Annotated in this window: 19 protein-coding genes; 6 read left to right on the top strand and 13 right to left on the bottom strand. The window is 70.8% G+C overall.

Annotation, left to right across the window (positions count from 1 at the left end; all coding sequences use genetic code 11):
• Window positions 1-140: 140 nt before the first annotated feature.
• The gene (gene cimA, locus HHX31_RS10115) at window positions 141-1,715 is read right to left on the bottom strand and encodes a citramalate synthase (protein WP_169947524.1); all 1,575 of its coding nucleotides are present in this window, start codon (window positions 1,713-1,715) and stop codon (window positions 141-143) included.
• Window positions 1,716-2,239: 524 nt separating this feature from the next.
• On the opposite strand from cimA, the gene HHX31_RS10110 reads away from it, so the two are divergent.
• Complete coding sequence (locus tag HHX31_RS10110) at window positions 2,240-2,887, top strand: hypothetical protein (protein ID WP_169947333.1); 648 nt, start codon at window positions 2,240-2,242, stop codon at window positions 2,885-2,887.
• Window positions 2,888-3,012: 125 nt separating this feature from the next.
• Here the strand turns inward: HHX31_RS10110 and HHX31_RS10105 are convergent, their stop codons facing one another.
• From HHX31_RS10105 to serA, 3 genes are all read right to left on the bottom strand, one after another.
• Window positions 3,013-4,104 (bottom strand): branched-chain amino acid aminotransferase, encoded by a 1,092-nt coding sequence (locus tag HHX31_RS10105; protein ID WP_169947522.1) that lies wholly within the window; start codon window positions 4,102-4,104, stop codon window positions 3,013-3,015.
• A 143-nt stretch (window positions 4,105-4,247) separates the two neighbouring features.
• On the bottom strand, window positions 4,248-5,294 hold the full coding sequence (locus HHX31_RS10100; protein WP_169947520.1) for a 3-isopropylmalate dehydrogenase: 1,047 nt from the start codon (window positions 5,292-5,294) through the stop codon (window positions 4,248-4,250).
• Between the two features lie 574 nt (window positions 5,295-5,868).
• The gene (serA, locus tag HHX31_RS10095) at window positions 5,869-7,458 is read right to left on the bottom strand and encodes a phosphoglycerate dehydrogenase (RefSeq protein WP_169947518.1); all 1,590 of its coding nucleotides are present in this window, start codon (window positions 7,456-7,458) and stop codon (window positions 5,869-5,871) included.
• A 407-nt stretch (window positions 7,459-7,865) separates the two neighbouring features.
• Here serA and HHX31_RS10090 point away from each other — a divergent pair, with 407 nt between their 5' ends.
• From HHX31_RS10090 to HHX31_RS10075, 4 genes are all read left to right on the top strand, one after another.
• Window positions 7,866-8,771: a hypothetical protein gene (locus HHX31_RS10090; protein ID WP_169947516.1), complete on the top strand. Its 906-nt coding sequence runs from the start codon at window positions 7,866-7,868 to the stop codon at window positions 8,769-8,771.
• A gap of 124 nt (window positions 8,772-8,895) precedes the next feature.
• Window positions 8,896-10,338 carry an MFS transporter gene (locus HHX31_RS10085; RefSeq protein ID WP_169947514.1) on the top strand — a complete coding sequence of 481 codons (1,443 nt, stop codon included), beginning with the start codon at window positions 8,896-8,898 and terminating at the stop codon, window positions 10,336-10,338.
• 231 nt (window positions 10,339-10,569) lie between these two features.
• The gene (locus HHX31_RS10080) at window positions 10,570-11,448 is read left to right on the top strand and encodes a CAP domain-containing protein (RefSeq protein ID WP_169947512.1); all 879 of its coding nucleotides are present in this window, start codon (window positions 10,570-10,572) and stop codon (window positions 11,446-11,448) included.
• Window positions 11,449-11,570: 122 nt separating this feature from the next.
• Complete coding sequence (locus HHX31_RS10075) at window positions 11,571-12,104, top strand: DUF1707 and FHA domain-containing protein (RefSeq protein ID WP_169947510.1); 534 nt, start codon at window positions 11,571-11,573, stop codon at window positions 12,102-12,104.
• 104 nt (window positions 12,105-12,208) lie between these two features.
• Here the strand turns inward: HHX31_RS10075 and ilvC are convergent, their stop codons facing one another.
• The 5 genes from ilvC to HHX31_RS10050 all read right to left on the bottom strand — a co-directional run bounded on the left by ilvC (window position 12,209) and on the right by HHX31_RS10050 (window position 20,021).
• Entirely contained in the window at window positions 12,209-13,201 is a 993-nt protein-coding gene (ilvC, locus tag HHX31_RS10070; RefSeq protein WP_169948292.1) for a ketol-acid reductoisomerase, read from the bottom strand.
• Between the two features lie 57 nt (window positions 13,202-13,258).
• Window positions 13,259-13,783 (bottom strand): acetolactate synthase small subunit, encoded by a 525-nt coding sequence (gene ilvN / locus HHX31_RS10065; RefSeq protein ID WP_169947508.1) that lies wholly within the window; start codon window positions 13,781-13,783, stop codon window positions 13,259-13,261.
• A gap of 43 nt (window positions 13,784-13,826) precedes the next feature.
• Window positions 13,827-15,632, bottom strand: coding sequence for an acetolactate synthase large subunit (locus tag HHX31_RS10060; RefSeq protein WP_169947506.1), 1,806 nt, complete (start codon window positions 15,630-15,632; stop codon window positions 13,827-13,829).
• Window positions 15,633-16,163: 531 nt separating this feature from the next.
• Window positions 16,164-18,800: a bifunctional diguanylate cyclase/phosphodiesterase gene (locus tag HHX31_RS10055; protein ID WP_311931718.1), complete on the bottom strand. Its 2,637-nt coding sequence runs from the start codon at window positions 18,798-18,800 to the stop codon at window positions 16,164-16,166.
• Between the two features lie 300 nt (window positions 18,801-19,100).
• Window positions 19,101-20,021 carry a 2-hydroxyacid dehydrogenase gene (locus tag HHX31_RS10050; protein WP_169947504.1) on the bottom strand — a complete coding sequence of 307 codons (921 nt, stop codon included), beginning with the start codon at window positions 20,019-20,021 and terminating at the stop codon, window positions 19,101-19,103.
• A 66-nt stretch (window positions 20,022-20,087) separates the two neighbouring features.
• Here HHX31_RS10050 and HHX31_RS10045 point away from each other — a divergent pair, with 66 nt between their 5' ends.
• Window positions 20,088-21,185, top strand: coding sequence for a sorbosone dehydrogenase family protein (locus tag HHX31_RS10045; protein ID WP_249345857.1), 1,098 nt, complete (start codon window positions 20,088-20,090; stop codon window positions 21,183-21,185).
• On the opposite strand, the gene HHX31_RS10040 is transcribed toward HHX31_RS10045, so the two are convergent.
• The 4 genes from HHX31_RS10040 to HHX31_RS10025 form a co-directional block, all read right to left on the bottom strand.
• Window positions 21,186-23,156: a VanW family protein gene (locus tag HHX31_RS10040; RefSeq protein WP_169947500.1), complete on the bottom strand. Its 1,971-nt coding sequence runs from the start codon at window positions 23,154-23,156 to the stop codon at window positions 21,186-21,188. It lies immediately after the preceding gene.
• A 238-nt stretch (window positions 23,157-23,394) separates the two neighbouring features.
• Complete coding sequence (gene gatB, locus HHX31_RS10035) at window positions 23,395-24,903, bottom strand: Asp-tRNA(Asn)/Glu-tRNA(Gln) amidotransferase subunit GatB (RefSeq protein WP_311931717.1); 1,509 nt, start codon at window positions 24,901-24,903, stop codon at window positions 23,395-23,397.
• On the bottom strand, window positions 24,900-25,490 hold the full coding sequence (locus HHX31_RS10030; RefSeq protein WP_169947498.1) for a DUF4276 family protein: 591 nt from the start codon (window positions 25,488-25,490) through the stop codon (window positions 24,900-24,902). Before HHX31_RS10030 ends, gatB begins: the two co-directional genes overlap by 4 nt.
• On the bottom strand, window positions 25,487-26,668 hold the full coding sequence (locus HHX31_RS10025; protein ID WP_169947496.1) for an AAA family ATPase: 1,182 nt from the start codon (window positions 26,666-26,668) through the stop codon (window positions 25,487-25,489). Before HHX31_RS10025 ends, HHX31_RS10030 begins: the two co-directional genes overlap by 4 nt.
• Window positions 26,669-26,693 lie beyond the last annotated feature (25 nt).

Raw genomic sequence — 26,693 nt, 5'->3', positions numbered from 1 at the left:
GGCGTACGCCGATCGCGGCGGACTGCCTCAGGAGCTTCGCCTATCTAAGCACCAACTAGACTAAATGTCACTAAAACCGCAGCAACCACCTGCGCACCGTGAGCACCACGCGAGTGTGCGGCGGACCGCCTCCTCGCAGGTCAGGCGTGATGGCCCGCCCGCAGCAATCCGTACGTCACCGCCTGCTCCAGCGCCTGCCAGGATGCCTCGATGACGTTCTCGCCCACCCCGACGGTGGCCCACTCTCCGGTCGCGTCGCTCGACGTGATCAGAACCCGGGTCACCGCGTCCGTGCCGTGGCTGCCCTCCAGGATGCGGACCTTGAAGTCGATCAGCTCGACCCCGGCGAGCTCGGGATACAGCTTCTCCAGCGCCAGCCGCACCGCCCGGTCGAGCGCGTTGACCGGGCCGTTCCCCTCGCCGGTGGCGATCATCCGCTCGCCCTTCGCGTGGAGCTTGACGGTCGCCTCGCTGACCACGTCGCCGCCCGGACGGCGCTCGACGATCACCCGCCACGACTCGACCGTGAAGTGCCGCCGGAGCTCGCCGTCGACCGTGTCGCGCAGCAGCAGCTCGAACGACGCGTCGGCCGCCTCGAACGTGTGCCCCTTGGCCTCCAGGTCCTTGACCCGCTCGACCAGCCGCCTGGACTGCTCCCCGGTGAGCTCGTAGCCCAGCTCGCGGCCCTTCAGCTCGACCGACGCGCGTCCCGCCATGTCGGAGACCAGCATCCGCATGTCGTTGCCGACCTCGGCGGGGTCGATGTGCTGGTAGAGGTTCGGGTCCACCTTGATCGCCGACGCGTGCAGGCCCGCCTTGTGGGCGAAGGCCGACATGCCGACGTACGGCTGGTGCGAGTTCGGCGTGACGTTGGTGACCTCGGTGATCGCGTGGGCGATGCGGGTCATGTCGCGCAGCGACTGCGGCGGAACGAGGTCGAAGCCCCGCTTGAGCTGGAGGTTCGCCACAACCGTGAACAGGTTGGCGTTGCCGGAGCGCTCGCCGTACCCGTTGGCGCAGCCCTGCACGTGGGTGGCGCCGGCCTTCACCGCCGCCAGTGTGTTGGCGACCGCGCACCCGGTGTCGTCGTGGCAGTGGATGCCGATGCGTGCCCCGGTGCCGACCGCCTCGTGCACCACGTCGGCCAGCTCGTCGGGCAGCATGCCCCCGTTGGTGTCGCACAGGGCGACCACCGACGCCCCCGCCTCCGCCGCCGTGCGCAGCACCTCGAGCGCGTACGCGGGGTTGGAGCGGTAGCCGTCGAAGAAGTGCTCGGCGTCGAGGAAGACGCGCTGGCCCTCCGCGGTCAGGTGGGAGACCGTGTCGCGGATCATCGCGAGGTTCTCCTCCAGCGTCGTGCGGAGGGCCAGTTCCACGTGGCGGTCGTGGCTCTTGGCCACGAGCGTCACGATCGGCGCGCCGGATTCGCGCAGTGCGGCCACCAGTGGGTCGTCGGCGGCCTTCACGCCCGCCCGGCGGGTCGCGCCGAACGCTGCGAGTTGCGCGTGCTTCAGGTCGAGCTCGGTCTGAGCCCGCCGGAAGAACTCGGTGTCCTTGGGATTGGCGCCCGGCCAGCCACCCTCGATGAAGCCGACGCCGAGGCCGTCCAGGTGACGCGCGATGGCCAGCTTGTCGGCGACTGTGAGGTTCAGCCCCTCCTGCTGGGCGCCGTCGCGCAGCGTCGTGTCGTACACATGGAAGCGATCGTCGGCCATATCTGTGTCTCCTTCGCGGGTTGTCTTTCGCCGCGCGCTCATCGGCCTCGAGATTCGGCTTGGGGCCCAAACAAAAAGACCCCTCACGGACGTGAGAGGTCTGCGCGCCGGCGATGTCCTTCAGCCGGCGCGCCTGCCGATAATGAGCAGACCGTAGTACATGGTGCTGAGCAGTTTGCCACAGCCGGTCACCCTCTGGCACATCGATCTCATAGTACGAGATGTCCGGGAGTGTTCGCGCAGGTCAGGACGGCCGCCGTACGGGCGGCGCGAGCCTGGCAACGCCGCGGGACCGGCCACGATCACGCGCGGCCCCGCCGCCGACCCGCCCGCGAACGGCCGCCCGGCCGTTCGCGGGGAGATCACCGGATTTATTCGTCGCTCCCGGTAAGGGGGCCGTAATAACCTTCCATACGCATGCGAGACACACGATCAGCGCCCCTTCCGCGAGTACGCTCGCAAAGCGGTTCGTATTCATGAACCTCTTCGCCAAAACTCTTTTTCCATACAGCAGGGGGCGACGAATGACTTGTCGGCGCGGCGGCGGGCCGTTCAACGGCAGACTCGCCGGATTCCTTCTCGTCGGCACCTCGGCCGCGACCGCCTTCATGACCGGCGTCAGCCCGCTCGGCGCCGCCGCCGACAACGGGCACGGCCGCGGCGTCCGCGCGCAGCGCAACGTGGTGACCCCGGCGGGGAAGGATCCGCGCGACCGCCCCGACACCCGGCTGGCCGTGGAGGGGTCCACGCGCAACCGCGGCTACCAGCACACCAGCGCCAACACCGCGGGTGGTTCCTCGAACGTGCAGAACGCGCTGTGCCGGGGCGCCCGGGTCTGCAACATCACCCAGCACGTGACCGTCGCCGGCCCGCGCGAGACCGCGCAGCCGGCCCTCAAGCCGGTTCCGGTGCCCACGGTCACCGTGACCGTGACCGTGACGCCCACGCCCGTCGCGGCTCCCGCGCCGAGGCCCGCCGTGGCACCCACGCCGCCTGTGCCGACGCCCGCCGTGGCCCCGGCCCCGTGCCCCGCCACGTCTCTCGTGCGGGTCGGCGCCAGGGTCAACGCCATGGCCCACGCCAGGGTCTACGTCAGCTCCGGTCTGATCACGGGGCTGGTGTCGCTGTCCGTCCTCGGGAAGGGCACGGCCTGCCCGGTCGCGTACGGCTGAGCCGGGCCCGAGGCACGGCTCCGCACGACCGCACACCCGGTCCGCCGCTGGTGCGCCCGCGGCCTGACGGCGGCGCGCACCGGGCGGAGCGGCGGGACGGTGGGACGCCGTACGGCGCCCGACCGTCAGCAGATCTTGTGGATCCAGTGGTGGGCGTCGGGACGGCCGCCGTACTGGATGCCGACGAGCTCCTCGCGGATCCTCATGGTGACCGGCCCTGGGGTGCCCGCGCCCACGGTCCAGCTCCGGTCGACGCCCTTGACGGAGCCGACGGGGGTGACCACGGCGGCGGTGCCGCAGGCGAAGACCTCGGTGAGCTCGCCGGACTCGCAGCCCGCCTGCCACTCCTCGATGGAGATCTTGCCCTCCTCGACCGTGTATCCCAGCTCGCCGGCCAGGCTGAGGATCGAGTCGCGGGTGATGCCGGGCAGCAGCGTCCCGGTGAGCGCCGGGGTGACAAGACGGTCGCCGAAGACGAAGAACAGGTTCATCCCGCCCATCTCCTCGACCCACCGGTGCTCGAACGCGTCGAGCCAGACCACCTGGTCGCAGCCCTCCTCGACGGCCTGGCGCTGGGCCACGAACGCCGCCGCGTAGTTGCCGCCGCACTTGGCGAACCCGGTGCCGCCGGGCGCGGCGCGGGTGTACTCGGTGGACAGCCAGACCGAGACCGGCTTGAGGCCGCCGGTGAAGTACGACGCGGCGGGCGAGGCGATCACCATGTACTTGTAGCTGTGCGAGGGGTGGTTCACCCCCAGGGCGGGCTGCGTGGCGATCATGAAGGGCCGCAGGTAGAGGCTGTGGCCCTCGGTGGTCGGCACCCAGTCGCGGTCGGTCTGCACGAGGAGTTCGAGCGACTCGACGAACGTCTCCTCGGGGATCTCCGGCATCGCCATCCGCAGCGCCGACTGGTTGAACCGCGCCGCGTTCGCGTACGGCCGGAAGGTGACGATCGACCCGTTCGACTGCCGGTACGCCTTGAGGCCCTCGAACAACTCCTGGGCGTAGTGGAACACCGACGTCGCGGGGTCGAGGACGAGCGGGCCGTACGGCTGGAGCTTCGCGTCGTGCCAGCCCTCCCCCTCGGTCCAGTCGATCGAGATCATGTGGTCGGTGAAGACCTGGCCGAAGCCGGGGCTCGCCAGCACCTGCTCACGCTCGGCCGCGCTGCGGGCCTGCGGATTGAGCTGCACGTCGAACCTGAGGTGGGTGGTCATGGCGAGGTCCTTCTCTCTTCGTCGTCGTAGTAATTGTGCGACGAGACGGCTAAGGGAAAACTAGGGCATTCTGCGGGTATGAAAAAGCGCATGGCGGCCCATACCGGGCCGCCATGCGCGTGAGGTCGTGTGAGCGGCCGGGATCAGCCGGCTACTCGGGCGGCGATGTCGTCGCCGATCTCGCGGGTGGAGCGCGCCGTCCACGCGCTCTGACGCTCGATCAGATCGTCGGCCACGGCCTGCTCGACCCTGGCCGACGCCGCGGCGTGGCCGAGGTGGTCGAGGAGCATCGCGACCGAGAGGATCGTGGCGGTCGGGTCGGCCTTGCCCTGGCCCGCGATGTCCGGCGCGCTGCCGTGGACGGGCTCGAACATGGACGGCGCCGTGCGGGCCGGGTTGACGTTGCCGCTGGCCGCGAGGCCGATGCCGCCGGCGACCGCCGCGCCGATGTCGGTCAGGATGTCGCCGAACAGGTTGTCGGTGACGATCACGTCGAACCGCTGCGGCTGGGTGATGAAGAACATCGAGGCGGCGTCGACGTGACAGTAGTCGGTCTCGACCTCGGGGAACTCCAGGCTGAGCCGGTCGACGGTGCGCGCCCACAGGTCACCGGCGTACGTCAGCACGTTGGTCTTGTGGACCAGCGTCAGCTTGCGGCGCGGCCGGCTCAGGGCCTTCTCGAAGGCGTAGCGCGCGACGCGCTCGACGCCGTACGCCGTGTTGAAGGACTCCTGGGTGGCGATCTCGTGCGGCGTGCCGCGGCGCATCACGCCGCCCGCGCCGGTGTACGGACCCTCGGTGCCCTCACGGACGACGATCATGTCGATGTCCTCGGGCCTGGCCTCCCCGAGCGGCGTCGTCACGCCGGGGAACAGCTTGACCGGGCGGAGGTTCACGTAGTGGTCGAGCTCGAAGCGCAGGCGCAGCAGCAGCTCGCGCTCCAGGATGCCGGGCGGCACGCTCGGGTCGCCGACGGCGCCCAGCAGGATCGCGTCGTAGCCGCGCAGCTCGTCGAGGACCTCGTCGGGAAGCGTCTGCCCTGTCGCGTGGTAGCGCCTGGCGCCGAGATCGTACTCGGTGGTCTCTGACTTGACGCCCGCGGCGTTGAGGACCTTGAGGCCTTCTGCGACGACCTCGGTGCCGATACCGTCACCGGGGATCACTGCGAGGCGGATGTTGCTCGACTCCATGCGTGTACCTTACCGGTTGTCTCGGAGATCGAAACACGATCTCACCATTCGGTCATTTCCCCGGCAACCGCGCGTCAGGCGGGCCGCGCTCGGCCGCGCACTCGAACACGAAGTCGCGCGCCGTGGACGGCCCGGCCGGGATCAGCGCTGCGGAGCGCCCCCGTTGTCACGGCGGTCGAGCGCGATCTGCAGGGCCTCGGCCGCCTCGTTCTCGGCGTCTTCGGAACGGCCCCAGGGGTACATGTCGTACATGGCGATTCTCTCTCTGACGGAGGAATGCTGAACGCGGACCCGCTGGCGCGGATCCGGGAACGTCAGCCGCCGGTGGAACGCGGGTCACGCGTCACGGGCGAGCCGAAAGGCCGTCGGCGCGGCGCTCCGCGACGGGCCGGCCTGCCCTGATCAGGCCCCGTCGCGGCAGATGGAAGTGCGGGGCGCCTCGTCATCACGAGGGTACCCCACAATCTCGTAGGACGACCTAGTATCTCACTTCCTGAGACGCCGTCCACGTACCGGAAAAAACGGACGGCCCGGCGCGCGGGGCGCCGGGCCGTCCGATGAGCGGATGCGAGTGTCAGTCCTCCAGGTCGACCGTACGGCCGCTGTCGGCGCCGATCTCCCCCGCGATCTGCTCGACGACCTCGGACGGGATCGCCGTGTCGACGGTCAGCGCGATCAGCGCCTTGCCGCCCTTCACGTCCCGGGAGACCTGCATGGAGGCGATGTTCACGGCGTGCTCGCCCAGCAGGCGGCCCACGATGCCCACGATGCCGGGGCGGTCGGTGTAGGTGAAGAACGCCAGGTGCTCGGTCGGCTCGATCTCCATCGCGTAGCCGTTGACCTCGACGATCTTCGTGATCTGCCGGGGACCGGACAGGGTGCCGGAGACCGAGACCGTACGGCCGTCGGCGAGCACGCCGCGCACCGTGATGACGTTGCGCCAGTCGGGGCTCTCCGCGCTGGTGACCAGCTCCACCACCACGCCGCGGTCCTTGGCCAGCAGCGGCGCGTTGACGTAGGTCACCGCGTCCTCCACGACGCCGGTGAAGACGCCCTTGAGGGCGGCCAGCTCCAGGACCCGCACGTCCTGCGCCGAGATCTCGCCGCGGATCTCGACGACCAGCCGGGTGGCCACCTCGCCCGCGAGCGCGGTGAAGATGCGGCCCAGCTTCTCGGTGAGCGGCAGGCCGGGCTTCACGTCCTCGGCGACCGCGCCGCCCTGGACGTTCACCGCGTCCGGCACGAACTCGCCGGCGAGCGCCAGCTTGACGCTCCTGGCGACCTGGGTGCCCGCCTTCTCCTGGGCCTCGTGCGTGGAGGCGCCGAGGTGCGGCGTCGCCACGACCTGGTCGAACTCGAACAGCGGGCTGTCGGTGCAGGGCTCCTTGGCGAAGACGTCGATGCCGGCGCCCGCGACCCGGCCCTCCTTGAGCGCGGAGTAGAGCGCGTTCTCGTCGATGATCCCGCCGCGGGCGACGTTGATCAGCCGCACGGTCGGCTTGACCATGTGCAGCTCGCGGTCGCCGATGAGGCCGATGGTCTCCTTCGACTTCGGCAGGTGGACCGTGATGAAGTCGGCCTGCTGGAGCACCTCGTCCAGCGACGCCAGACGCACGCCCATGGCCGCCGCGCGGGCCGGCTGCAGGTAGGGGTCGTACGCGATGAGCTCGACCCCGAACGGCTGCAGGCGCTGCGCGACGAGCTGGCCGATCTTGCCGAGACCGAGGATGCCGACGACCTTCTCGTCGAGCTCGACGCCGGTGTACTTCGAGCGCTTCCACTCGCCGCCCTTGAGCGCGGAGTGCGCCTGGGCCACGTTGCGGGCGCTGGCGAGGATCAGCGCGACCGTGTGCTCGGCGGCGCTGGTGATGTTGGACGTCGGGGCGTTGACGACCATGACGCCGGCCTTGGTCGCGGCCTCGACGTCGACGTTGTCCAGGCCCACGCCCGCGCGGGCGACGACGCGAAGCTTTGAGGCGGCCGCGATGGCCTCGGCGTCGACCTGGGTGGCGCTGCGCACGATCAGGGCGTCCACGTCGGCGAGGGCGGGAAGCAGCTGCGACCGGTCGGCGCCGTCGGTGTGCCGGACCTCGAAATCCGCGCCGAGCACGGCGAGGCCCGCTTCTGAGAGCTCTTCTGCGACAAGTACGACGGGCTTGTTCACTGGGTTGAGTCCTTCGTGAAGTGCGACAGCGCGGACGACCTGAGTCTATCGGGGCCTTGTGAAAGCTCTCACGAGCGCCCGGCATACGAGACGCCCAAGGTCTCGGCGGTGTCGCGGGGACGCGACGACCCGGTCTCGGATCGGGCGCGCCGTTCCCCGCTCAAGCGCGCGGTTCGAGCCAGGCGGCGGGCACCCCGCCCGCTGAGCGGGTCCTGGGGACGAGACCGGGCGTGGAGGGTCGCAGGGGACCACCGAGATTCATGAGACTCGCTCATGTAAGGGCACAATGAGGGGATGTACCCCGTCTTCACATGATCCATACGGACTGTCACCCATCTCGGTATTGATCCCACCTAATCTTCGGGATTAGCCTGATTCGCCATGGTCCAGTCCCTATCGTTCAGGCTATGAGCAACGGGAACCCCTTCCTGGGCGACGTTCTCGCGCGGCATGGCAGCCCCCGGCAGCTCCTGGCGGCCCTCACGGAGTGGGGCATCCTCGTGGCGGTCCGTCCCGACCGCTCCGTGGTGCTCGGCACGACCCAGACCGGCGAGCGTGTTCTGCTCGGCTACACGGCACCGGCGACCTACGCCAGGCACCGTGGCAGCCACTCGCTGTCCGCGTGCGACGCCGACACCATCCTCGACATCCAGCGCGTCACCGGCGTGCGCGAGATCGTGATCGACGCGGCCGGTCCCGCGGCCGCCGCCGTGCCGATCGACGACCTGCGGCGCCATCTGGAGGAGACCCGCACGGGTCCCGCTCCCGCGCTGTCCGCCATGGGCACGGCCGGCCCCACGGCGTACGCCACGGGGGCGATGGCGACCGTGACCCGCGCGCAGGCAGGCAGGCAGGCTCCGCCCCCGCCGCCCGCCCGCGCCCCGGTCCCGGCTCCGGCCCCTGCGGCGCCCGCCGCCGCGTTGCCGTCGCAGTGGGTCCCCGCCCCCCGCCAGCACCTGTCGGGGGCCATGCAGGTGGTGGACCCCGGCTACCGGAGGACGCGCCATCCGATCCTGCCGGCCCTGCGGGTGGCGGTCGCCGAACTGCTGCCCGAGTATCCCTACGTCCACCACGTCTGGATCTCCGAGTCCAAGACGGCGGCGGGGCTGTGGGGGATCATGCTGCACGTCAAGGTGCACACGCTCGGGGCCGACGACATCGTCAAGGACCTGCACCGGCGGGTGCGCGCCCGGCTGCCGCAACTGGCGGCCAGCGAGGCGCCGGTGCTCATGGCCCGCGTCGCCGACGCCCACACGGAACGCCGGCTCATCGAGATCGGCGCCCACGTCGTCTGCCCCGACGTGCGCGACTGACACCGGGCTCCGCTCCGATCTCCGCCGGACCTGGCCGGCGGAGATCGGGGGGAGATCACGCAGCGGCCGAACCGTTGCGAGAGGGATCTTCCGAACGGGCGCTTGCTCGGCTTGAATTGGCGCCATGGTCTCCACGGCGGCGACGCCATCCCCGTCGAAGGTCCCCCACGGAGTTCGCCTCGGCTACGCGGTCGGCTCGTTCTGCACGGCCAACTTCTCCACGATCCCCGGGCTGCTGCTGCTCTTCTACATGACGAACGTGCTCGCGGTGCCGGCCGCGTTCGCGGGCGTCGTGCTCTTCCTGCCCAAGGCCTGGGACCTGGTCGCCAACACCCTGGTCGGCCGGTGGTCGGACCGCACCGTCTCCCGATGGGGGCCGCGCCGGCCCTGGCTGCTCGCGGGCGCCGCGGTGCTGCCGGTGTCGTTCGCCCTGATGTTCGCCGGGCCGCCGCTCACCGGCACGACCGCCGGACTGTACGTGGGGGTCACCTTCCTCGCCGCCGCGACCGGCTACGCCCTGTACGAGGTCCCGTACAAGGCGATGCCGGCGGAGATGACCACGGACTACCACGAGCGGACCTCGCTGCTGCAGTGGCGCATGGTGCTCATCGCGATCGGGATCGCGATGAGCGGGATCCTCGCGCCCACGATCGCCGGCGAGACGGCCGACGGGTATCGCACCATGGGCGTCGTCTTCGGCGCGATCCTGCTCCTCGCGATGCTGGGATCGTTCTTCGGCACCGCCCGCGCCCCCTTCACGGGCCAGCAGCGGTCCGAGGGCACGCTGCGGGAGCAACTCGCCGCGGCCCGCACGAGCAAGCCGTTCATGTGGCTGCTCGGGCTCAGCTCCGCACAGACGCTGGGGGCGGGCGTGATGCTCGCGGGGGCGCCCTACTTCGCGGCCTACGCCCTGGACGACACCTCCGCCACCACCACCCTCTTCGCGGCCCTCGTCGGGCCGATGCTGGTCACGATGCCGCTGTGGGTATGGCTGGCGCGCAGGCTCGACAAGCGCGGCGCGATGATCCTGTCCGGGTCGCTGTTCACCGGCGGCGCGCTGCTGATCCTCGCGACGCCCTCGCTCGGCTCGCTGTACGCGCACCTGTGCGTGATGATCGTGGGCATCGGCTACGCGGGCCTGCAACTGCTGCAGTTCTCCATGCTCGCCGACGTCATCGCGTACGACGGCGTGGTGAGCGGCGAGCGCAGGGGCGGGGTCTTCACCGGCCTGTGGACCGCGGTGGAGAACGCGGTGTCGGCGCTCGGGGCGACCACGTACGGCTGGGTGCTGACCGTGGGGGGCTTCATCTCCTCCGATCCCGAGAACCCGGTGATCCAGCCGGACACCGCCCTTGTCGCGGTGGTGATCGGCGTGACCGTGGTGCCGGGCCTGATCACGTTCGCGGGCGTGCTGATGACCCTCAAGTACAACCTGACCGCCGACCGGCTCGCCGCCGTCGTCGGCGCGCCCGGGACCACGGACGCCGCGGACTCCACGGACTCCACGGGCGGCGTGCGGCCCGACGGGCAGCCGGGAGGCGGCGAAGCGGTCAGGCCGGAGAGCTGAGCCGGGCCGGGGGGCGGCCTCCGGACGACCTTAAGGGGCCCTCAAGGCGGGCCTTCCGCCGATCATGCCGCTGACCTGCGGATTATCCATCAGTCGTGGGCATACCCAGCATAAGGAAAGTTCAAGACAAGGTAGATTCTTTAGGCTTAAGACCGATTTATCCCCATATGTCAGTGTGTGGCGCACCATAATGGCGACTTCCCCAGCGTCTAACCCCCACTGGAGATGATCGTGAACAGAGCGCTCGGTGCGGTCCTGTGCCTCGGAAGCCTCGCGGCCGTCGGCATGGCGGCCACCCCCGCCCAGGCCGAGGCTCAGCACAGGGGCTGCCGGGTCGCCGCCGCCAAGCCCTACGTGGCGTTGGACGGCAAGATCCGGGCGGCGGGCTCGCGGGCCGGATGCGTCGACAACGCCCGTTTCCGGGTCCGGATCGTGAACAGCAGGCCAGGCCCCGACCGTGTCGTCAAGAGCGGCTCTCAGGTGGTCAGGAACGCGCGCGTCGTCGTCGCCCTGACCTGCGTGGACGGCACCTACTACAGCGTCGTCACGGACTACCGCGGCCACCTGTCGCGGTCGCGGCCGGTGCGCCTCGACTGCGACCTCCCCGCTCCCGCCCCCTCCGTCACCTCGTCCCCCGCCCCCACCGCCGTCCCCGCGGCGAGCCCCTCCGCCTCTCCTGCCGCCTCTCCTGCCGCCTCCCCCGCTGTCTCTCCCACCGGCGGTCAGGCCGTGGGCACCGCCGTCGAGAACGAGGTGGTGCGCCTCACCAACATCGAGCGGGCCAGGGCGGGCTGCGGCCCGCTGAAGCACGACGCGCGCCTGCGCGCCGCCGCGTACGCCCACTCGGCCGACATGTCCGCGAAGAACTACTTCGAGCACACCTCGAAGGACGGCCGCTCCTTCGCCGACCGCATCACCGCAGCCGGGTACACCTGGCGGGCGGCGGCGGAGAACATCGCCAAGGGCTACGGCACGGCCCAGGCGGTGGTGCAGGGCTGGATGAACAGCCCCGGGCACCGGCAGAACATCCTCAACTGCGCCTACACCGACATCGGCGTCGGGTACGTCGCCTCCGGCGCGTACTGGACCCAGGACTTCGGCCGGCAGTAGACACACCGGTTCGACCGGGAGCGGAGACGCCACGCCCGGCGGCCCCGCTCCCGGGCCGGGATCGAAGGGGATTACGGCGGTCTTCTGGACACCTCGGACCAGTGCGGCGGATACTTCCAATCATGAGCTCTCCCCCGGTTCGCGCCTCGGACGGGGACCGCGAGCGCGCGCTGAGCGAGCTACGCGACCGGGCCGCCGAAGGACGCCTGTCCATGGAGACCTTCGTCGGCCGGGTGGACCTCGCGCTTCGCGCCCGCAACCGCAACGAGCTGGACGAGCTGGTCGCCGACCTGCCGCACCGGGGGCGCTGGCGTAGGAGGATCACCGACGCCGTGGCCTCCGTGTCGGAGTTGAGCAGCCGGATCGAGTCAGCCTGGCGGCGTCCCCGGCTGCCCCGCCTCGCCCTGCCCGCCGACGGCCGGATCCGCTACCTGGTGGGCCGCGGCTCCTCCTGCGACCTCGTACTCGCCGACCTGACCGTCTCGCGGGTCCACGCCGAGCTGCGGCGGGAGCAGGACTCCTGGCTGCTGGTCGACCTCGGCTCGATGAACGGCACCCGGCTCAACGGCTGGCGCCTGGTCGGCCCCGCACACGTACGGGCCGGCGACGAGATCGCCTTCGGCGACTGCGTGTACCTGGTCTCGCTCCAAGCCTGACCGCGAATGCCGGCGGCGGGGGCCGTGAGACGCGACGCGGCGCCGCTCCCCACCGGGTAGACGGGGCGCGGCGCCGCGGTCAGGCGCTCAGATCGTCGCGGGCGTCAGGCCTGCTCGCCCTTCAGCCAGCTCATCATCGGGCGGAGCTTGGCGCCGGTCTGCTCGATCGGGTGGACGGCCAGCTCCTCGCGGTAGCGCTTGAAGTTGGTCTGCCCCGAGTCGAACTCCTCGACCAGCTCACGGGCGAAGCGGCCGTCCTGGATCTCGTCCAGGATGCGGCGCATCTCCTTCTTGGTCTCCTCGTTGACCACGCGCGGGCCGCGGGTGTAGCCGCCGTACTCCGCGGTGTCGGACACCGACCAGTACATCTTGGAGACGCCGCCCTCGTACATCAGGTCCACGATCAGCTTCATCTCGTGGAGGCACTCGAAGTAGGCGACCTCCGGCTGGTAGCCGGCCTCGATCAGCGTCTCGAACCCGGCCTTGATCAGCTCGGAGACGCCGCCGCACAGCACGGCCTGCTCGCCGAACAGGTCGGTCTCGGTCTCCTCGGTGAAGGTCGTCTTCAGCGCGCCGGCGCGGGTGCCGCCGATGCCCTTGGCGTACGACAGCACGAGCGGCCAGGCGGAGCCCGTCGCGTCACGCTCGACGGCGACCAGGCAGGGCACGCCACGGCCGGCGGCGTACTGGCGGCGGACCAGGTGACCCGGGCCCTTCGGCGCCACCATCGCCACGTCGACGCCCGCCGGGGCCTCGATGAGGCCGTAGCGGATGTTGAGACCGTGACCGAAGAACAGCGCGTCGCCCTCGACGAGGTTCGGCGCGACGTGCTCGGCGTACAGGTGCCGCTGGACGTGGTCCGGCGCGAGGATCATCGTGAGGTCGGCCTCTTCGACGGCCTCGCCCGGCGACAGCACCCGCAGGCCGTCCGCCTCGGCCTTCTCCCGGCTCTTGGAGCCCTCGGGGAGGCCCACCCGGACGTCCACGCCCGAGTCGCGCAGGCTCAGGGCGTGCGCGTGGCCCTGGCTGCCGTACCCCAGCACCGCTACGTGGCGGCCCTGGATGACCGACAGGTCGGCGTCGTCGTCGTAGAAGATCTCAGTCACTTGCTTGCCTTTCACGGGTTGTCCGTCGCGACGTGCCTGCAATGGGAGCTATGCGCTGCGGTCGAGGGCGCGAAGCGAGCGGTCGGTGATGGAACGGGCACCGCGGCCGATGGCCACCATGCCCGACTGCACGAGCTCCTTGATGCCGTACGGCTCAAGGACCCGGACGAACGCCTCCAGCTTGTCGGTCGTCCCGGTGACCTCGATCGTGACCGCGTCCGTGGCCACGTCCACGCAACGCGCCCGGAAGAGGTTCACGAGTTCGAGGACGTGGGACCGGCTCTCCGAGTCGGTCCGCACCTTGATCAACATCAGCTCGCGCTGCACCGACTGGGTGTTGTCGAGCTCGACGATCTTGATGACGTTGACCAGCTTGTTGAGCTGCTTGGTGACCTGCTCCAGCGGGAGGTCCTCCACGTTCACGACGATGGTCATCCGCGAGATGTCGGCGTGCTCCGTGGGCCCGACGGCCAGCGAGTCGATGTTGAACCCGCGCCTGCTGAACAGGGCGGCCACCCTGGCCAGCACGCCCGGCTTGTTCTCCACCAGGACGGACAGCGTGTGCCGGCTCATGCCCTCTCCTCGCTCTGCTGGTCGTCGGCGCTACGGGCGGGGCTCATTCTCCGCCCTCCCAGTTCGGCGCCATGTCACGGGCGTACTTGATCTCGTCGTTGCTGGTGCCCGCGGCCACCATCGGCCAGACCATGGCGTCCTGGTGCACGACGAAGTCCACCACGACCGGCACGTCGTTGATCTCCATGGCCTTGCGGATGGTCTCGTCCACGTCCTCCGGCCGCTCACACCGCAGGCCGACACAACCGTACGCCTCCGCCAGCTTCACGAAGTCGGGGATCCGCTTCACGCGCTGCAGGTTGGTGTTGGAGTAACGCTCGTCGTAGAACAGCGTCTGCCACTGGCGGACCATGCCGAGGTTGCCGTTGTTGATGACGGCGACCTTGATCGGCACTCCCTCGATGGCGCAGGTGGCCAGCTCCTGGTTGGTCATCTGGAAGCAGCCGTCGCCGTCGATCGCCCACACGACCTTGTCCGGGCGGCCCATCTGGGCGCCCATGGCGGCCGGAACCGAGAAGCCCATCGTGCCCGCGCCACCGGAGTTGATGAACGTCCCCGGGTTCTCGTACTTGATGAACTGCGCGGCCCACATCTGGTGCTGGCCCACGCCCGCGGTGTAGATCGCGTCCGGGCCCACCAGCGCGCTGAGCCGCTCGATCACGTACTGCGGGGCGAGCGAGCCGTCGGCGAACTCCTCGTAGCCCAGCGGGTAGGTCTCCTTGTAACCGTTCAGGATCCGCCACCAGTCGGCGTAGTCGCCCTTGCGGCCGTCGGCCTGCTCGGTCCGCACCGCCGTGATGAGGTCGCCGATCACCTCACGGCAGTCACCCACGATCGGCACGTCCGCGTGCCGGTTCTTGGAGATCTCCGCCGGGTCGATGTCGGCGTGGATCACCTTGGCGTGGGGCGCGAAGCTGGACAGCTGCCCGGTGACCCGGTCGTCGAACCGGGTGCCGAGCGCGATCAGCAGGTCCGAGCGCTGCAGGGCGCCGACCGCCGACACGCTCCCGTGCATGCCGGGCATGCCCATGTGCTGCGGGTGGCTGTCGGGGAAGGTGCCCCGCGCCATGAGCGTGGTGACGACGGGGATGCCCGTCAGCTCCGCCAGCTCGATCAGCTCGGCCGACGCCCCCGCCTTGTGGACGCCGCCGCCGACGTAGAACACCGGCCGCTTCGCCTCGGTCATCAGCCGGGCGGCCTCGCGGATCTGCTTGGAATGCGGCCGGGTCACCGGGCGGTAGCCGGGCAGCTGCATGACCGGCGGCCAGGAGAAGGTGGTGGTGGCCTGCAGCGCGTCCTTGGAGATGTCCACGAGGACCGGTCCCGGCCTGCCCGTGGCGGCGATGTGGAACGCCTCGGCGATGATCCGCGGGATGTCCTCGGCCTTGGTGACCAGGAAGTTGTGCTTCGTGATCGGCATCGTGATGCCGGAGATGTCGGCTTCCTGGAAGGCGTCGGTCCCGATCAGCGGCGAGGCCACCTGACCGGTGATCGCGACGATCGGCACCGAGTCCATGTAGGCGTCGGCGATCGGGGTGACCAGGTTGGTCGCTCCCGGGCCGCTGGTGGCCATGCACACCCCGACCCTGCCGGTCGCCTGTGCGTAGCCCTCCGCCGCGTGGCCGGCGCCCTGCTCGTGCCGTACAAGCACGTGCCGGACCTTGGTCGAGTCGTAGAGGGGATCGTAGGCGGGGAGGATGGCGCCGCCCGGGATCCCGAACACCGTGTCGACCCCGACCTGCTCCAGCGCCCGCACGAGGGCCTGGGCACCTGTCATTTTCTCGGTCATCGGCTCGTTCCTTGTGGCTGAGCTTGCTGTTGCTGGGCTGCTTGGCGTGACTCCTGGCATAAAAAATGCCCCATCCGCTATGCGGAGCTGGGGCGCGCGCAGGACCGAGTGCTTCGTCAGGCTGCGCGCCTGCGAAGTACTACGAGGATCCCACCGCTATGCATGGCTACACGATGTCCGATGGACCGCCTCCGCGTCAAATCATCTGGGACGCCCGTCTCGCCATCCAAGACACCCCACCCGCCGTGATCTTGCAGTTTGTCGCACGAGGGTACGGCGAACTGGGCGGACCCCTTCGTGATCTTGCAGTTTGTCGCAGGCGACGGGGACGAGCTGCGGAATCCACCTTCATGATCATGAACGAACGCCCCAGAAGCAGCGACGACCAGCACGAACACCACATCTGATCTTGCAGCCTGCGAGTCGTTTGACCCGAGTTGCCCCACCTGCATGATCACGAACAGGAAACGCCCAGGTCAGAGTGAGTGTACGTCACACAACTGCAAGATCACCAAAGCTGAACGCCCTGGTAGGGGCCGCGCCTGCGACAAACTACAAGATCACGGCGGGGGTGGGGTGGGGGGGTGGGGGTTAGGCGGTGTTCTGGAGGGTGGTGGTGGGCATCAGGGAGTCGACGCCGCGGGCTGCCATGGGGCGGGCCACCAGGTAGCCCTGGCCACGGGTGCAGCCCATCTTGCGCAGCAGGTCGAGTTGCTCGGGACGCTCGATTCCCTCCGCGACGACGATCAGGCCGAGGTCGTTGCCGAGTTGCACGATCGTCTTCGTCAGCAGAGTCAGCGTGTCGTCGCGGCCGAGCCCGGAGACGAACGACGGGTCGATCTTGATCATGTCGACCGGCAACTGCCGCAGGAACGCCAGCGACGCGTACCCGGTGCCGAAGTCGTCGATGGCCAACCGTACGCCGAGGGCCCTCAGCTCCGACAGCCTGCTGATCATGTCGCCTGCGTCCTCGACCAGCATCTCCTCGATGACCTCGAGAGTCAGCTTGCTGGCGGGCAGCCCGCTCTCGCTCAGTGCCTCGGCCACGGTCTCCACGAAACGCGGCGCCATGATCTGCCGCGCGGACAGGTTCAGCGCCAGCCCGATGTCCCAGGACGACGCGCGCCAGGCGGCCACCTCGCGGCACGCCTCGCGCAGGATCCACTCGCTGAGCGGCACGATGATCCCGGTGTCCTCCGCGGCCCCGAGGAACTGCTCGGGCGGCACGAACGTGCCACCGCGCCACCAGCGCACCAGCGCCTCCACGGCGGTCACCTCCGAGGTCGCCAGGTCGACCACGGGCTGGTACTCGATCGCGAACTGGTGCTCCAGCAGCGCCCGCTGCAGGTCGGAGGCGATCTCCAGGCGGCGCAGGACGTCGGCGTGCATGTGGGTGGCGAACACCTCCACCCTGCGCCCGCCGAGTTCCTTGGCCCGCGACATCGCCACGTCGGCGTTGCGCAGCAGGTCTCCGGGGGGCAGATCCTCCTCGGCGAACGCCACGCCGACGCTCGCCGTCAGCGCGACGTCCCGGTCCGCCACCCGGAACGGCTCGTTGGAGACCGCGCGGACCAGCCGCTCGGCCAGGTCGATGGCGGTCTGCGCGTCGGTGCCGCCGGCCGCGCCGCCCTCCAGCAGCACCGCGAACTCGTCCCCGCCCCACCGGGCGAGGGTGTCGTCGGCCCGTACGGCGGAGCGCAGGCGGCGGGCCGCCTGACCGAGCAGGTAGTCGCCGCTGGCGTGGCCCACGGAGTCGTTGACGGAGGTGAAACCGTCGAGGTCCAGGAAGACGACCGCGGTCCCGCCCGCTCCCCGCCGGGTGAGCACTTCGCGGGCGCGTTCCTCGAAGTAGGCCCGGTTGGGCAGCCCGGTGACCCCGTCGTGGAAGGTCAGGTGGGTGACCTGGTTGCGCAGGGCCACCTGGTCGCTGAGGTCGCGGATGGTGACCAGGACGAGGTCGTCCTCGCGTACGTGCCGGGCCGCGACGGACTCGGTGGGCCGCCAGGTGCCGTCGGAGGCGCGGAACCGGCAGGAGATGCGGGTGCCGCCCTCCCGTTCCAGCCCGTCGTCCTCGGCCGTCATGCGGTCGAGCAGGGCCTGTACGGCCGGCACGTCCTCGGGGTGGATGTAGTCGGAGATCGGCCGGCTGACGAGGTCGTCGGGGCAGTAGCCGTACGTCGTCTCGAGGCCGGGGCCCACCTCCTGCACGACCCCGCCGGGGTCGCACACGAGCACGACGTCGCCGGTGTTCTCGGCGAGCCTGCGCAGTTGCTGCTCGCCCACGTCGACGAGGCGGCGCATGCCCGCGGTCTCGACCAGGAGCACGAACAGCCGGCCGAGCAGGACGAGGACGACCGAGGCGGCCACGACCGCCAGGGCGGCGTCGCGGCTGTTGCCGATCACGTACAGGGTGGCGGTCACCGTGGCCGCGGCGACGAGCAGCATCGGGGTCGCGGCCGTCAGCGCGGCGGGCAGCGGCCTGACCGGCCGCACCTCCTGCGCCCACGGGGTGACCGCGAGAACGAGCAGCGCGGCCGGGACGACGAGACCGGCGGCGAGCGGCGGGGTGTCCCCGTCGAGACGGGCGAGTGCCGTCGCCAGTTCCGCGACCGTTATCGCGGCGAGCACCCCGACGCCGGTGAGCCCGACCAGGCGGTTGCTCGACCGCGACGCCGCCACGGCCGGTGTGACCGCGCAGGTCGCGAGCAGGCATACGACGGGCAGCGCCAGCGCGACGAAGAACGCGCCGGTGTCCTCGGCCTTCCTGAACGCCGGGCCGAGCACGGCGACCCAGGCCACGGCGAAGACCGACGCCGCGGCGAGGTAGGCGTCGGCCGCCTGGCGTATGACCCCGCGCGTGAACGCGGGTGGTTTCACCGACAGACCGCAACCGATCGCGAGCAGCACGGATCCGGCGAGCATGAGCAGGTCGGCGAACGTCAGCACGAACGGCGTGCCGTCCGCCACGGGCCGCAGGCCGACGCCGAGCAGCCAGGTCAGGGACCCGGCGGCCATCCAGCGCCAGGCGCCGGGCTGGCGCCTGTGGGCGGGGACGACGCGGGAGGCGGCCGTGATCAGCGAGGTGGCCGCGAGCAGGCCGGCGACGACTCCCGCGATCGCGGTCATGACCGGCGCGGCGCCACCCGCGACCAGGGCCACGGCGACCGCCACCGCGCCGAGCCCGGCGGCGGTGGTGATGGGGACCCGGGGGTCACGCCGGACGTTCACGCGCGTCGCCTCCGCACCTGTCGCCGGTTCGCCACCGGCGGTCGTGTCGTCGGGGGTTTCGGCGGGGGCCGGGGTCGTCTCAGCGTCGCCGGACCCGGTGGGGTGTGCCGTCACTGCCCCTCCCGTTCTCGACTCGGCTTTACTCTCCCTGTCACATTGCCAGTGTGCGCACAGCCGCTGATCGAGAGGGGGACAACGAGCGAGTCGTCACCGATCTGATAACCAGCCGCGTACGCTGAGCTTCAGCGTACGCACCCCAGGTCACGAGGCAGCCACGTTCCGGAATCCTTAACGGAGCGGTCAGTAGTGCCCGGTGATCATGTTAGCGAGCGGGCGGCCCGTCAGATGCCGGATGACCTGTTCCCGCACCAGCTTCCTCGTACGCCGCAGGGACGCCGGCGTGCTGCCGGCGACGTGCGGTGTGATGAAGATCCCAGGGGCCGTCCAGAGCGGGTGGCCGGGCGGCAGCGGTTCCACGGGCGTCACGTCGAGCGCCGCCCGCAGCCTGCCCGACCGCAACTCGGTCAGCAGCGCGTCGGTGTCCACGACCGACCCGCGAGCGGCGTTCACCAGCAGCGCGCCGTCCTTCATCGCGGCGAGGAACCGGGCGTCCACCAGACCGGTGGTCCCGGCCGTGGCGGGCACCAGCAGCACGACCACGTCGGCGGCCGGCAGCAGCGCCGGCAGTTCGTCCTGTCCGTGGACGCCGTCCCGGGCCGTGCGCGCCACCCGCACGATGTCCACCTCGAATCCGGTGAGACGGCGTTCGAGCGCCTCGCCGATCGAGCCGTAGCCGACGATCAGCACGGTGGAGTCGGCGAGGACGCCGGTGTGGTGGTAGGTCCACTCGCCTCTGGCCTGCGCGGCCGCGAAGCCGGGGAACTCCCTCAGCACGGCGAGCATCGCGCCCACGACCCACTCGGCCGTTCCCGCGTCGTGGACGCCTCGGGCGTTGCACAGGACCGCCTTCGGCGGCACGTACGGCAGGTAGGGCTCGACCCCCGCCGTCACGGTCTGCAGCAGCCGGAGACCGGTCATGCGGGGCAGCACCACGGGGATGTCCGGCATCGGGAGCAGTGGGGGCACCCAGATCTCCACCTCCTCCGGCGGGCCCGGCGGCGGCGTCCTTCCGTCGTACACCGCGCAGTCGAGGGCAGGCAGTCCCGCGGGCAGGTCGGAGAGCGCGTCGGCGATGTCCTGTGAGGCGACCCAGATCTTCACGAGGAACAACCTAGGGAACCGGCGCCCCCGCCCGCGAGTATGGAGGCCATGAGGAGGTCATCACGGATGACGGACAGGCACAGCACGGGCGTCACGCTCCTGGCGGCGGCCCTTCTGACGGCGGCCACGGCGTGCGCGCCGGGCGACGCGGGGACTCCCCCGCAGGTTCCCGCCACGAGCCCCGCCACGGCCGGTGACGGCTCGGCCCGGCCGCGCACGCTGGTCACCGGCCTGGAGGTGCCCTGGGCGATCGCCTTCCTGCCCGGCGGCGACGCGCTGGTGACCGAGCGCTCGTCGGCGCGGCTGCTGCGGGTCACGCCGCACGGCGAGGTCGACAAGGTCGCGACCATCGAGGAGGTGTCGCCGAGCGGCGAGGGCGGCCTGCTGGGCGTGGCGGTCTCGCCCCACTACGCCACCGACCGCTTCGTCTTCGTCTACTACACGGCCGAGGACGACAACCGGATCGTCCGCTACCGCTACGACGACGGGCTCTCGGAGCCCACGGTGATCGTCAGCGGGATCCCGAAGGGCGTCATCCACAACGGGGGCCGCCTCGCCTTCGGCCCCGACGGCTACCTGTACGCCTCGACCGGGGAGATCGGCGAGCCGAGCAGGGCCAGGGACAAGGACTCGCTGAGCGGCAAGATCCTGCGGATGACGGCGGACGGCAGGCCGGCCCCCGGCAACCCCTTCGGCACCCTGGTGTGGTCCTACGGGCACCGCAACGTGCAGGGCCTGGCCTGGGACGACCGCGGGCACATGTACGCCACCGAGTTCGGCCAGAACACCTACGACGAGATCAACCTCATCGAGAAGGGCGGCGACTACGGCTGGCCGGAGGTCGAGGGGGTGGGCGGCCGGTCCGGCTTCACCGATCCGCTGCTCACCTGGTCGACCTCCGAGGCGTCGCCGTCCGGCCTCGCGTACGCCCGGGGGGCGCTGTGGGCGGCCGCGCTGCGCGGCAAGCGGCTGTGGCGGGTCCCGGTGGACGCCTCGGGCCGCGCAGGCCGCCCCACCGCGGTGTACGACGGCGAGTTCGGCAGGCTGCGCGCGGTGGCCGCCGCGCCCGACGGCACGCTGTGGGTGTCCACCAGCAACCGGGACGGGCGGAGCACCCCCGAGGACGACGACGACCGGATCCTGGTGGTGCCGCCCTCGTCCTGATCAGCTTGTGCAGACGACCCCGGCCCTGGCCCGGTAGGAGGCGCGGAAGGTCTGCCGGGAGACCACCTCGCCGTCCCGCCGCAGCACCCGCGTCACCGTGGCGGTGAAGCCGGGCCGCCCCCGCTCCGGCACGCAGCCGGGCCCCTGACGGATCACCGGGGGCAGCGACACCCGCTGGGTGACGACCGGCTTCTGCAGGTCCACGTCGTACCGCCGGGTGCTCCACAGCGTCACGGTCAGCGAGTCGCCGGCCGCGGACGCCTTCACGAGCACGCCGTACGGCGAGTCGTTCTTCCAGCGCAGGTCGGGGTGGGGGAAGGACAGCGCGGCCTCGGTGCCGACCGGCAGGTGGGAGGCGTGCGCCTCGGGCGGGGTGTGGTCGGTGACCCGCAGCCCGGCGCGGACCACCGCGTTCAGCATGGTGGTCGCGACCTGGTCCATGCCCGGCGCGTCCGTGCCGGTCTCGCCGGGGATCAGCGTGGGGCCGACGCCGCCGAACCCCGCGGCGGCGGTGCGCGGGCCGACGACCTGGTTGAACGAGAACGTCTCCCCCGGCTCCACCAGGCGGCCGTCCAGGAGCGCCGCGGCGGCGCGGATGTTGCCCGCGCTCCCGGCGCAGCAGGCGAAGGAGGTGGTGAAGCCGCCGACCTTCTCGCGGATCCCCATCCGCCGCGCGGCGTCGTCGGTGAACCTCGGCGGACCGTTCACGATCGGCACGGCCACCGTACGTGTGCCCCGGTCGAGGGCGGTCAGCACGTCGGCGGCGAGGCGGCCGGTGTCCACCCGGTCGCCGGGCTCGCCGGGCACCAGGACCGGCCGGCCGTCCTCGATCGCGAAGGCGGCGTCGCGGGCCACCCGGGCGGTGCCGAGCAGCGCGGGCTCGACACCGGCGATCGCCGCCTCGGCGTCGAACCGCGGCCGCAGGACCGCCCCTTCCGGCGCGAACGTCAGGTGCCGTGCCAGCGTCTGCGGCGGCAGGCTGACCGAGGTGGCGCCGTTGGTCAGGGTCAGCGGCGCGGCAACCGCCCGGTCCGCCCAGCGCAGGACGCGCCGCACCTCGGCACGGGTGATGTGCGGGAGATCCCGCGTCGTGGGCACCACCACCACGACCTCCGGGTCGAGGTAGCCCCTCACGATCTGGTCGGCCGTCGCCTTCCTGTCGACGATCCTGCCGGGTCGCGGATAGACGGGGACCGGGGTGACCCCGTCGAAAGAGACGTCACCCTCGCGCGTCGGTTCCTCCAGCGGCGCGGCGATGGTCCTGGCCACGATCTCGTCGAGTTTGCGCCGGTCCACCGACACGACGGGCCGCACCTCACGGCTGCCGGTCAGCGCGCTCCACACCTCCGGCGGGCTCGGGAAGCCCGACTGCGCGGCGCGTACGGTGGCCTCGGCGTCGAGCGTGAGACCGGCCTGCGCCGGGTCGACGGTCAGGCGCCGGGTGCCCTGCCGCACGATCAACGGCGTCCTGGTCTGGGCGTACAACCGCTCGCGCAGCGTGGCGACGGCCTCGGTCGTGCTCTGCCCGCCGATGTCGACGCCGAGCACCATGGTGCCGGGCAGGATCTTCCCCGCCATGGCGACGGCGGGCACGAGATAGAGCAGCAGGAGCAGCACGGCCAGGCCGATCAGCGCGGCGCGGAGCGTACGGCCCCGGTGATCTGGGTCCTGCAGGTCGTCGAGGTCCTGCGGCGGGAGGGCGGGTTCCTCCCGCACCGGGCGATCCGGCACCCGCCACGGCTCGACCGGCGGAGCCGGCGGAGCCGGCGGCGGGATCTTTTCGCCGCCGGACGGCCTGGCCCCGGCAGGCACGGCGGGTTCCGCGAAGATGTCGGCCGACACGCCCCGGGGAAGGGCGGAGACCCCTCGGGGCAGCGAGGCGACGCGGCGCACCGGATGTTTGCGCGGAGGAGCGGGCCCCGCCCCGGACGGATCGGTGGGCGGGTCGACGGGCGCTCCGGTGTTGCGCACGCCTCGGTCTCCTCCAGGTCAAGGTCAACTCCGATCAGTTAACCCTAGAACACCCTCTCCTCTACTGGATATGTCCCAAACAACACCTTCCGGCTCCCCTCGGACGGCACGCCGACGCGCAGCGGGCACCGGCCGGGCACCACGACGGCCGGCCACGGAAACCGTGGCCGGCCGTTCGCACACACCGCCTCGGGAGGCCCCGGCGGCGCTTGGCTGCTGCCCCTCGACAACTCCTGGACTACCCCTGGACGCCGAGCTTCTCCAGGATCAGCTCACGGGCCCGGCCCGCGTCCGCCTTGCCCCTGCTGGCCTTCATCACGCCACCGACCAGCGCGCCCACGGCCGCGATCTTCCCGCCGCGCACCTTCTCGGCGGCGTCGGCGTTGTCCGCCAGCACCTGATCGATGATCGCCGACAGCTCGCCCTCGTCGCTGACCACCTGGAGACCGCGCTTCTCCACGACCTCGTCCGGGCCGCCCTCGCCGGCGAGCACGCCCTCCAGCACCTGGCGGGCCAGCTTGTCGTTCAGCGCGCCGGAGGCGACCAGTTCGGCCACCCGGGCGACCTGCGCCGGGGTGATCGGCAGCTCGGCGAGCGCCGTGGCCGACTCGTTGGCCCGCCTGGCCAGCTCGCCCATCCACCACTTGCGGGCGTCGGCGGCGGGAGCGCCCGCGGCGACCGTCGCCTCGACCAGGTCGATCGCGTCGGCGTTGTGCATGGCGGCCATGTCGAGGTCGGACACGCCCCACTCCTGCTGGAGCCGCTTGCGCCGCGCCGACGGCAGCTCGGGCAGCGCGGCCTTCAGCGACTCGACCCAGGCCGGGTCGGGCGCGATCGGCAACAGGTCGGGCTCGGGGAAGTAGCGGTAGTCCTGCGCCTCCTCCTTCGACCGCCCCGAGGTCGTCTGCCCGGTGTCCTCGTGGAAGTGGCGGGTCTCCTGCACGATCCGGCCGCCCTCGGCGAGGATGGCCGCCTGGCGCTCGATCTCGCCCCGCACCGCCCGCTCGACGCTGCGCAGCGAGTTGACGTTCTTGGTCTCCGTTCGGGTGCCCCACTCGGCCGAGCCGCGCGGCATCAACGAGACGTTCACGTCGCAGCGCAGCGAGCCCTGCTCCATCCGCACATCCGACACGCCCAGCGAGCGCATCACCTCGCGCAGCTCGGTGACGTACGCGCGGGCGACCTCGGGGGCGAGCCTGTCGGTGCCCGCGATCGGCTTGGTCACGATCTCGACCAGCGGGATGCCGGCCCGGTTGTAGTCCACGATCGAGTAGTCGGCGCCGTGGATCCGCCCGGTCGCGCCGCCCACGTGGGTGGACTTGCCGGTGTCCTCCTCCAGGTGCACCCGCTCGATCTCGACGCGGACGATCTTCCCGTCCACCTCGACGTCCAGGTAGCCGTCCGTGCACAGCGGCTCGTCGTACTGGCTGATCTGGTAGTTCTTCGGCATGTCCGGATAGAAGTAGTTCTTCCGCGCCATCCTGCACCACGTCGCGATGGTGCAGTTCAGTGCGAGGCCGATCCGGATCGTCGACTCGATCGCCTTCTCGTTGGCCGTCGGCAGCGAGCCGGGCAGGGCCAGGCACACCGGGCAGACCTGCGTGTTCGGCGGCGCGCCGAACGTCGTCGGGCAGCCGCAGAACATCTTCGAGTCGGTGCCCAGCTCGACGTGCGTCTCCAGCCCCAGCACCGGCTCGAAGCGCTCCAGCGCCTCGTCGTACGGCATCAGCGTCTCAGTGCTGCTCACAGGTAACCAAGTCCCTTCAATGCGTTCCTCGCGTCGGAGACCCAGTCCGCGTACGCGGGCACCTGGGCGAGAACGTCGAGGTCGATGTTACGAGCGATGTATTCGAAGTAGTCACGAACGGGTTTGCCACGGCGCGGCGCCACCTCGGCGAGGACCCGCTTGGGATCCGCGATCCTCTCGACGTCCCGCGGCCGGGCGGGCAGCCGTCCCTGGTCGCTCCCGCTCAACCGGCGCCACACGCCGGCGTCCGCGAGGAGCCACGCCTCGGTCTCCTGAACCGGCACCAGCGCGATCACCGGTGTGGGCAGTCCCGAGTCGCGCACGGCACGGTCCGCCTTGTCCCGCTCCCTGTGGTCGTTGTGGACGAAGAGCAGGTGGCAGTCGCTCGCCAGTTCGCGCAGCGCGCCGGTCGTCCTGCCGTGGTCGTAGATCGACCGGCAGGCGCCGATCTCGGTGCTCTCCACGTCGACGGCACAGCGAGAGGACTGCGCGGTGAGCTCCCGAAGCTGCCGCGAGATCACCACGCCGAGGAAGACCTCGTCTGTCTCGCCCTCGGCGATCAGTCCGGGCACCAGCGGCCTGCTCATGGGACCTCGCCTACGGCGCTCAGATACTTGCGCACCTGGCGGGGAGAGACGAACGTGCCGGGCTCTCCCTCCGCCCGCACCGGCTTGGCGACCGTGACCCTGGAGATCCTGTCCCTTTCGGGATCGACGCGTACGGCGGTGTCCAGGAAGACCAGCGCGTCCGGCCTGAGGCGGTACAGCTCGGAGACGACCACCGGCGAGTGCGTGGTGAGGATCACCTGCCGCAGTGGCCGGTTGACGCACTCCGGGTCGCTGAGATCGGTGACCCTGCCCTGGATCCTGCGGAGCAGTTCCGCGAGGCGGCTGGGGTGCAACCCGTTCTCGATCTCCTCGATGAGCAGCACCCCGGCGTGGTCAGGATCGTGCAGCGCGGCCAGCAACGCGATGACCCTGAGCGTGCCATCGGACAGCAGAGTGCTGGGTACGGCCCCCTGGCCGTCCACGAGCACGTCGAACGTCCACTCCTGGCGCCGCTCGTCCAAGATGGGTTCGATCCCAGCGATGTCCGGTATCAGCGCCACCAGGTCCACGAGGAAATCCTCGATCACGCCCCGCGCCTCCAGACGACCGAGCACGGTCGCGAGATTGCTCCCGTCCGCCCGGAGCGGCCCGTTGTCCGCAGACGAGGACGAAGCCCGCAGGCGTTCCGGATTGGGCTGGTGCAGGCGCCAGGTGCTCGGTTCCAATTCCTTCAGCCGAAGGTAGCGGCTGGACTTGTCGCCCTCCGGGGCAGTGGCGGCCAACTCCCCCCACAGCTCTGTCAGCGCTTTTTCCCGCAGGTCCGCCATCCATGGCGGCCCTTGGCCCGCGAAGCTCATGTCCGGGTCGAAGCGCAGATCCATCGGAATGGGCACTGGGCCGACACCGGGTTCCGCTCCGCCGCTGTAGGTGACGGGAAGCAGGCCGGCGCCGATCGGAGCGAGAGTGTCGGCCCGGATGTCGAATCGGACGACCGGGCGGCCCTTGCTCACTCGGTGGAACAGCTCATGCCAGCGGCCCCTGCGGGCCGTCAAGAGTGGATCCTCTCCACCCCAGCGCGACCGGCTCAGGTAGTCCAGAGCGTCGAGGAGGTTGGACTTGCCGCTGGAGTTAGGGCCGACGAGGGCGAGGAACGGCGGGATGTCGAGCTGGAAGTCCAGGAAGGACTTGAAGCCGTCGATCTCGATGCGGGTGATCACGCCGCCGTTCCCCTCCTCTCGGCTA

Source organism: Microbispora sp. H11081, assembly GCF_012999535.1.
Taxonomy (GTDB): Bacteria; Actinomycetota; Actinomycetes; order Streptosporangiales; family Streptosporangiaceae; genus Microbispora.
The sequence above is the reverse complement of the archived record's forward strand: the minus strand, read 5'-3'. Positions and strand labels throughout refer to the sequence as shown.

Bases quoted from the DNA above. Each gene is read 5' to 3' on its own strand.
- cimA (WP_169947524.1), bottom strand. From the start codon at position 1,715: ATGGCCGACGATCGCTTCCATGTGTACGACACGACGCTGCGCGACGGC.
- HHX31_RS10110 (WP_169947333.1), top strand. From the start codon at position 2,240: ATGACTTGTCGGCGCGGCGGCGGGCCGTTCAACGGCAGACTCGCCGGA.
- HHX31_RS10105 (WP_169947522.1), bottom strand. From the start codon at position 4,104: ATGACCACCCACCTCAGGTTCGACGTGCAGCTCAATCCGCAGGCCCGC.
- HHX31_RS10100 (WP_169947520.1), bottom strand. From the start codon at position 5,294: ATGGAGTCGAGCAACATCCGCCTCGCAGTGATCCCCGGTGACGGTATC.
- HHX31_RS10090 (WP_169947516.1), top strand. From the start codon at position 7,866: ATGAGCAACGGGAACCCCTTCCTGGGCGACGTTCTCGCGCGGCATGGC.
- HHX31_RS10085 (WP_169947514.1), top strand. From the start codon at position 8,896: ATGGTCTCCACGGCGGCGACGCCATCCCCGTCGAAGGTCCCCCACGGA.
- HHX31_RS10075 (WP_169947510.1), top strand. From the start codon at position 11,571: ATGAGCTCTCCCCCGGTTCGCGCCTCGGACGGGGACCGCGAGCGCGCG.
- ilvN (WP_169947508.1), bottom strand. From the start codon at position 13,783: ATGAGCCGGCACACGCTGTCCGTCCTGGTGGAGAACAAGCCGGGCGTG.
- HHX31_RS10060 (WP_169947506.1), bottom strand. From the start codon at position 15,632: ATGCCAGGAGTCACGCCAAGCAGCCCAGCAACAGCAAGCTCAGCCACA.
- HHX31_RS10045 (WP_249345857.1), top strand. From the start codon at position 20,088: ATGACGGACAGGCACAGCACGGGCGTCACGCTCCTGGCGGCGGCCCTT.
- HHX31_RS10030 (WP_169947498.1), bottom strand. From the start codon at position 25,490: ATGAGCAGGCCGCTGGTGCCCGGACTGATCGCCGAGGGCGAGACAGAC.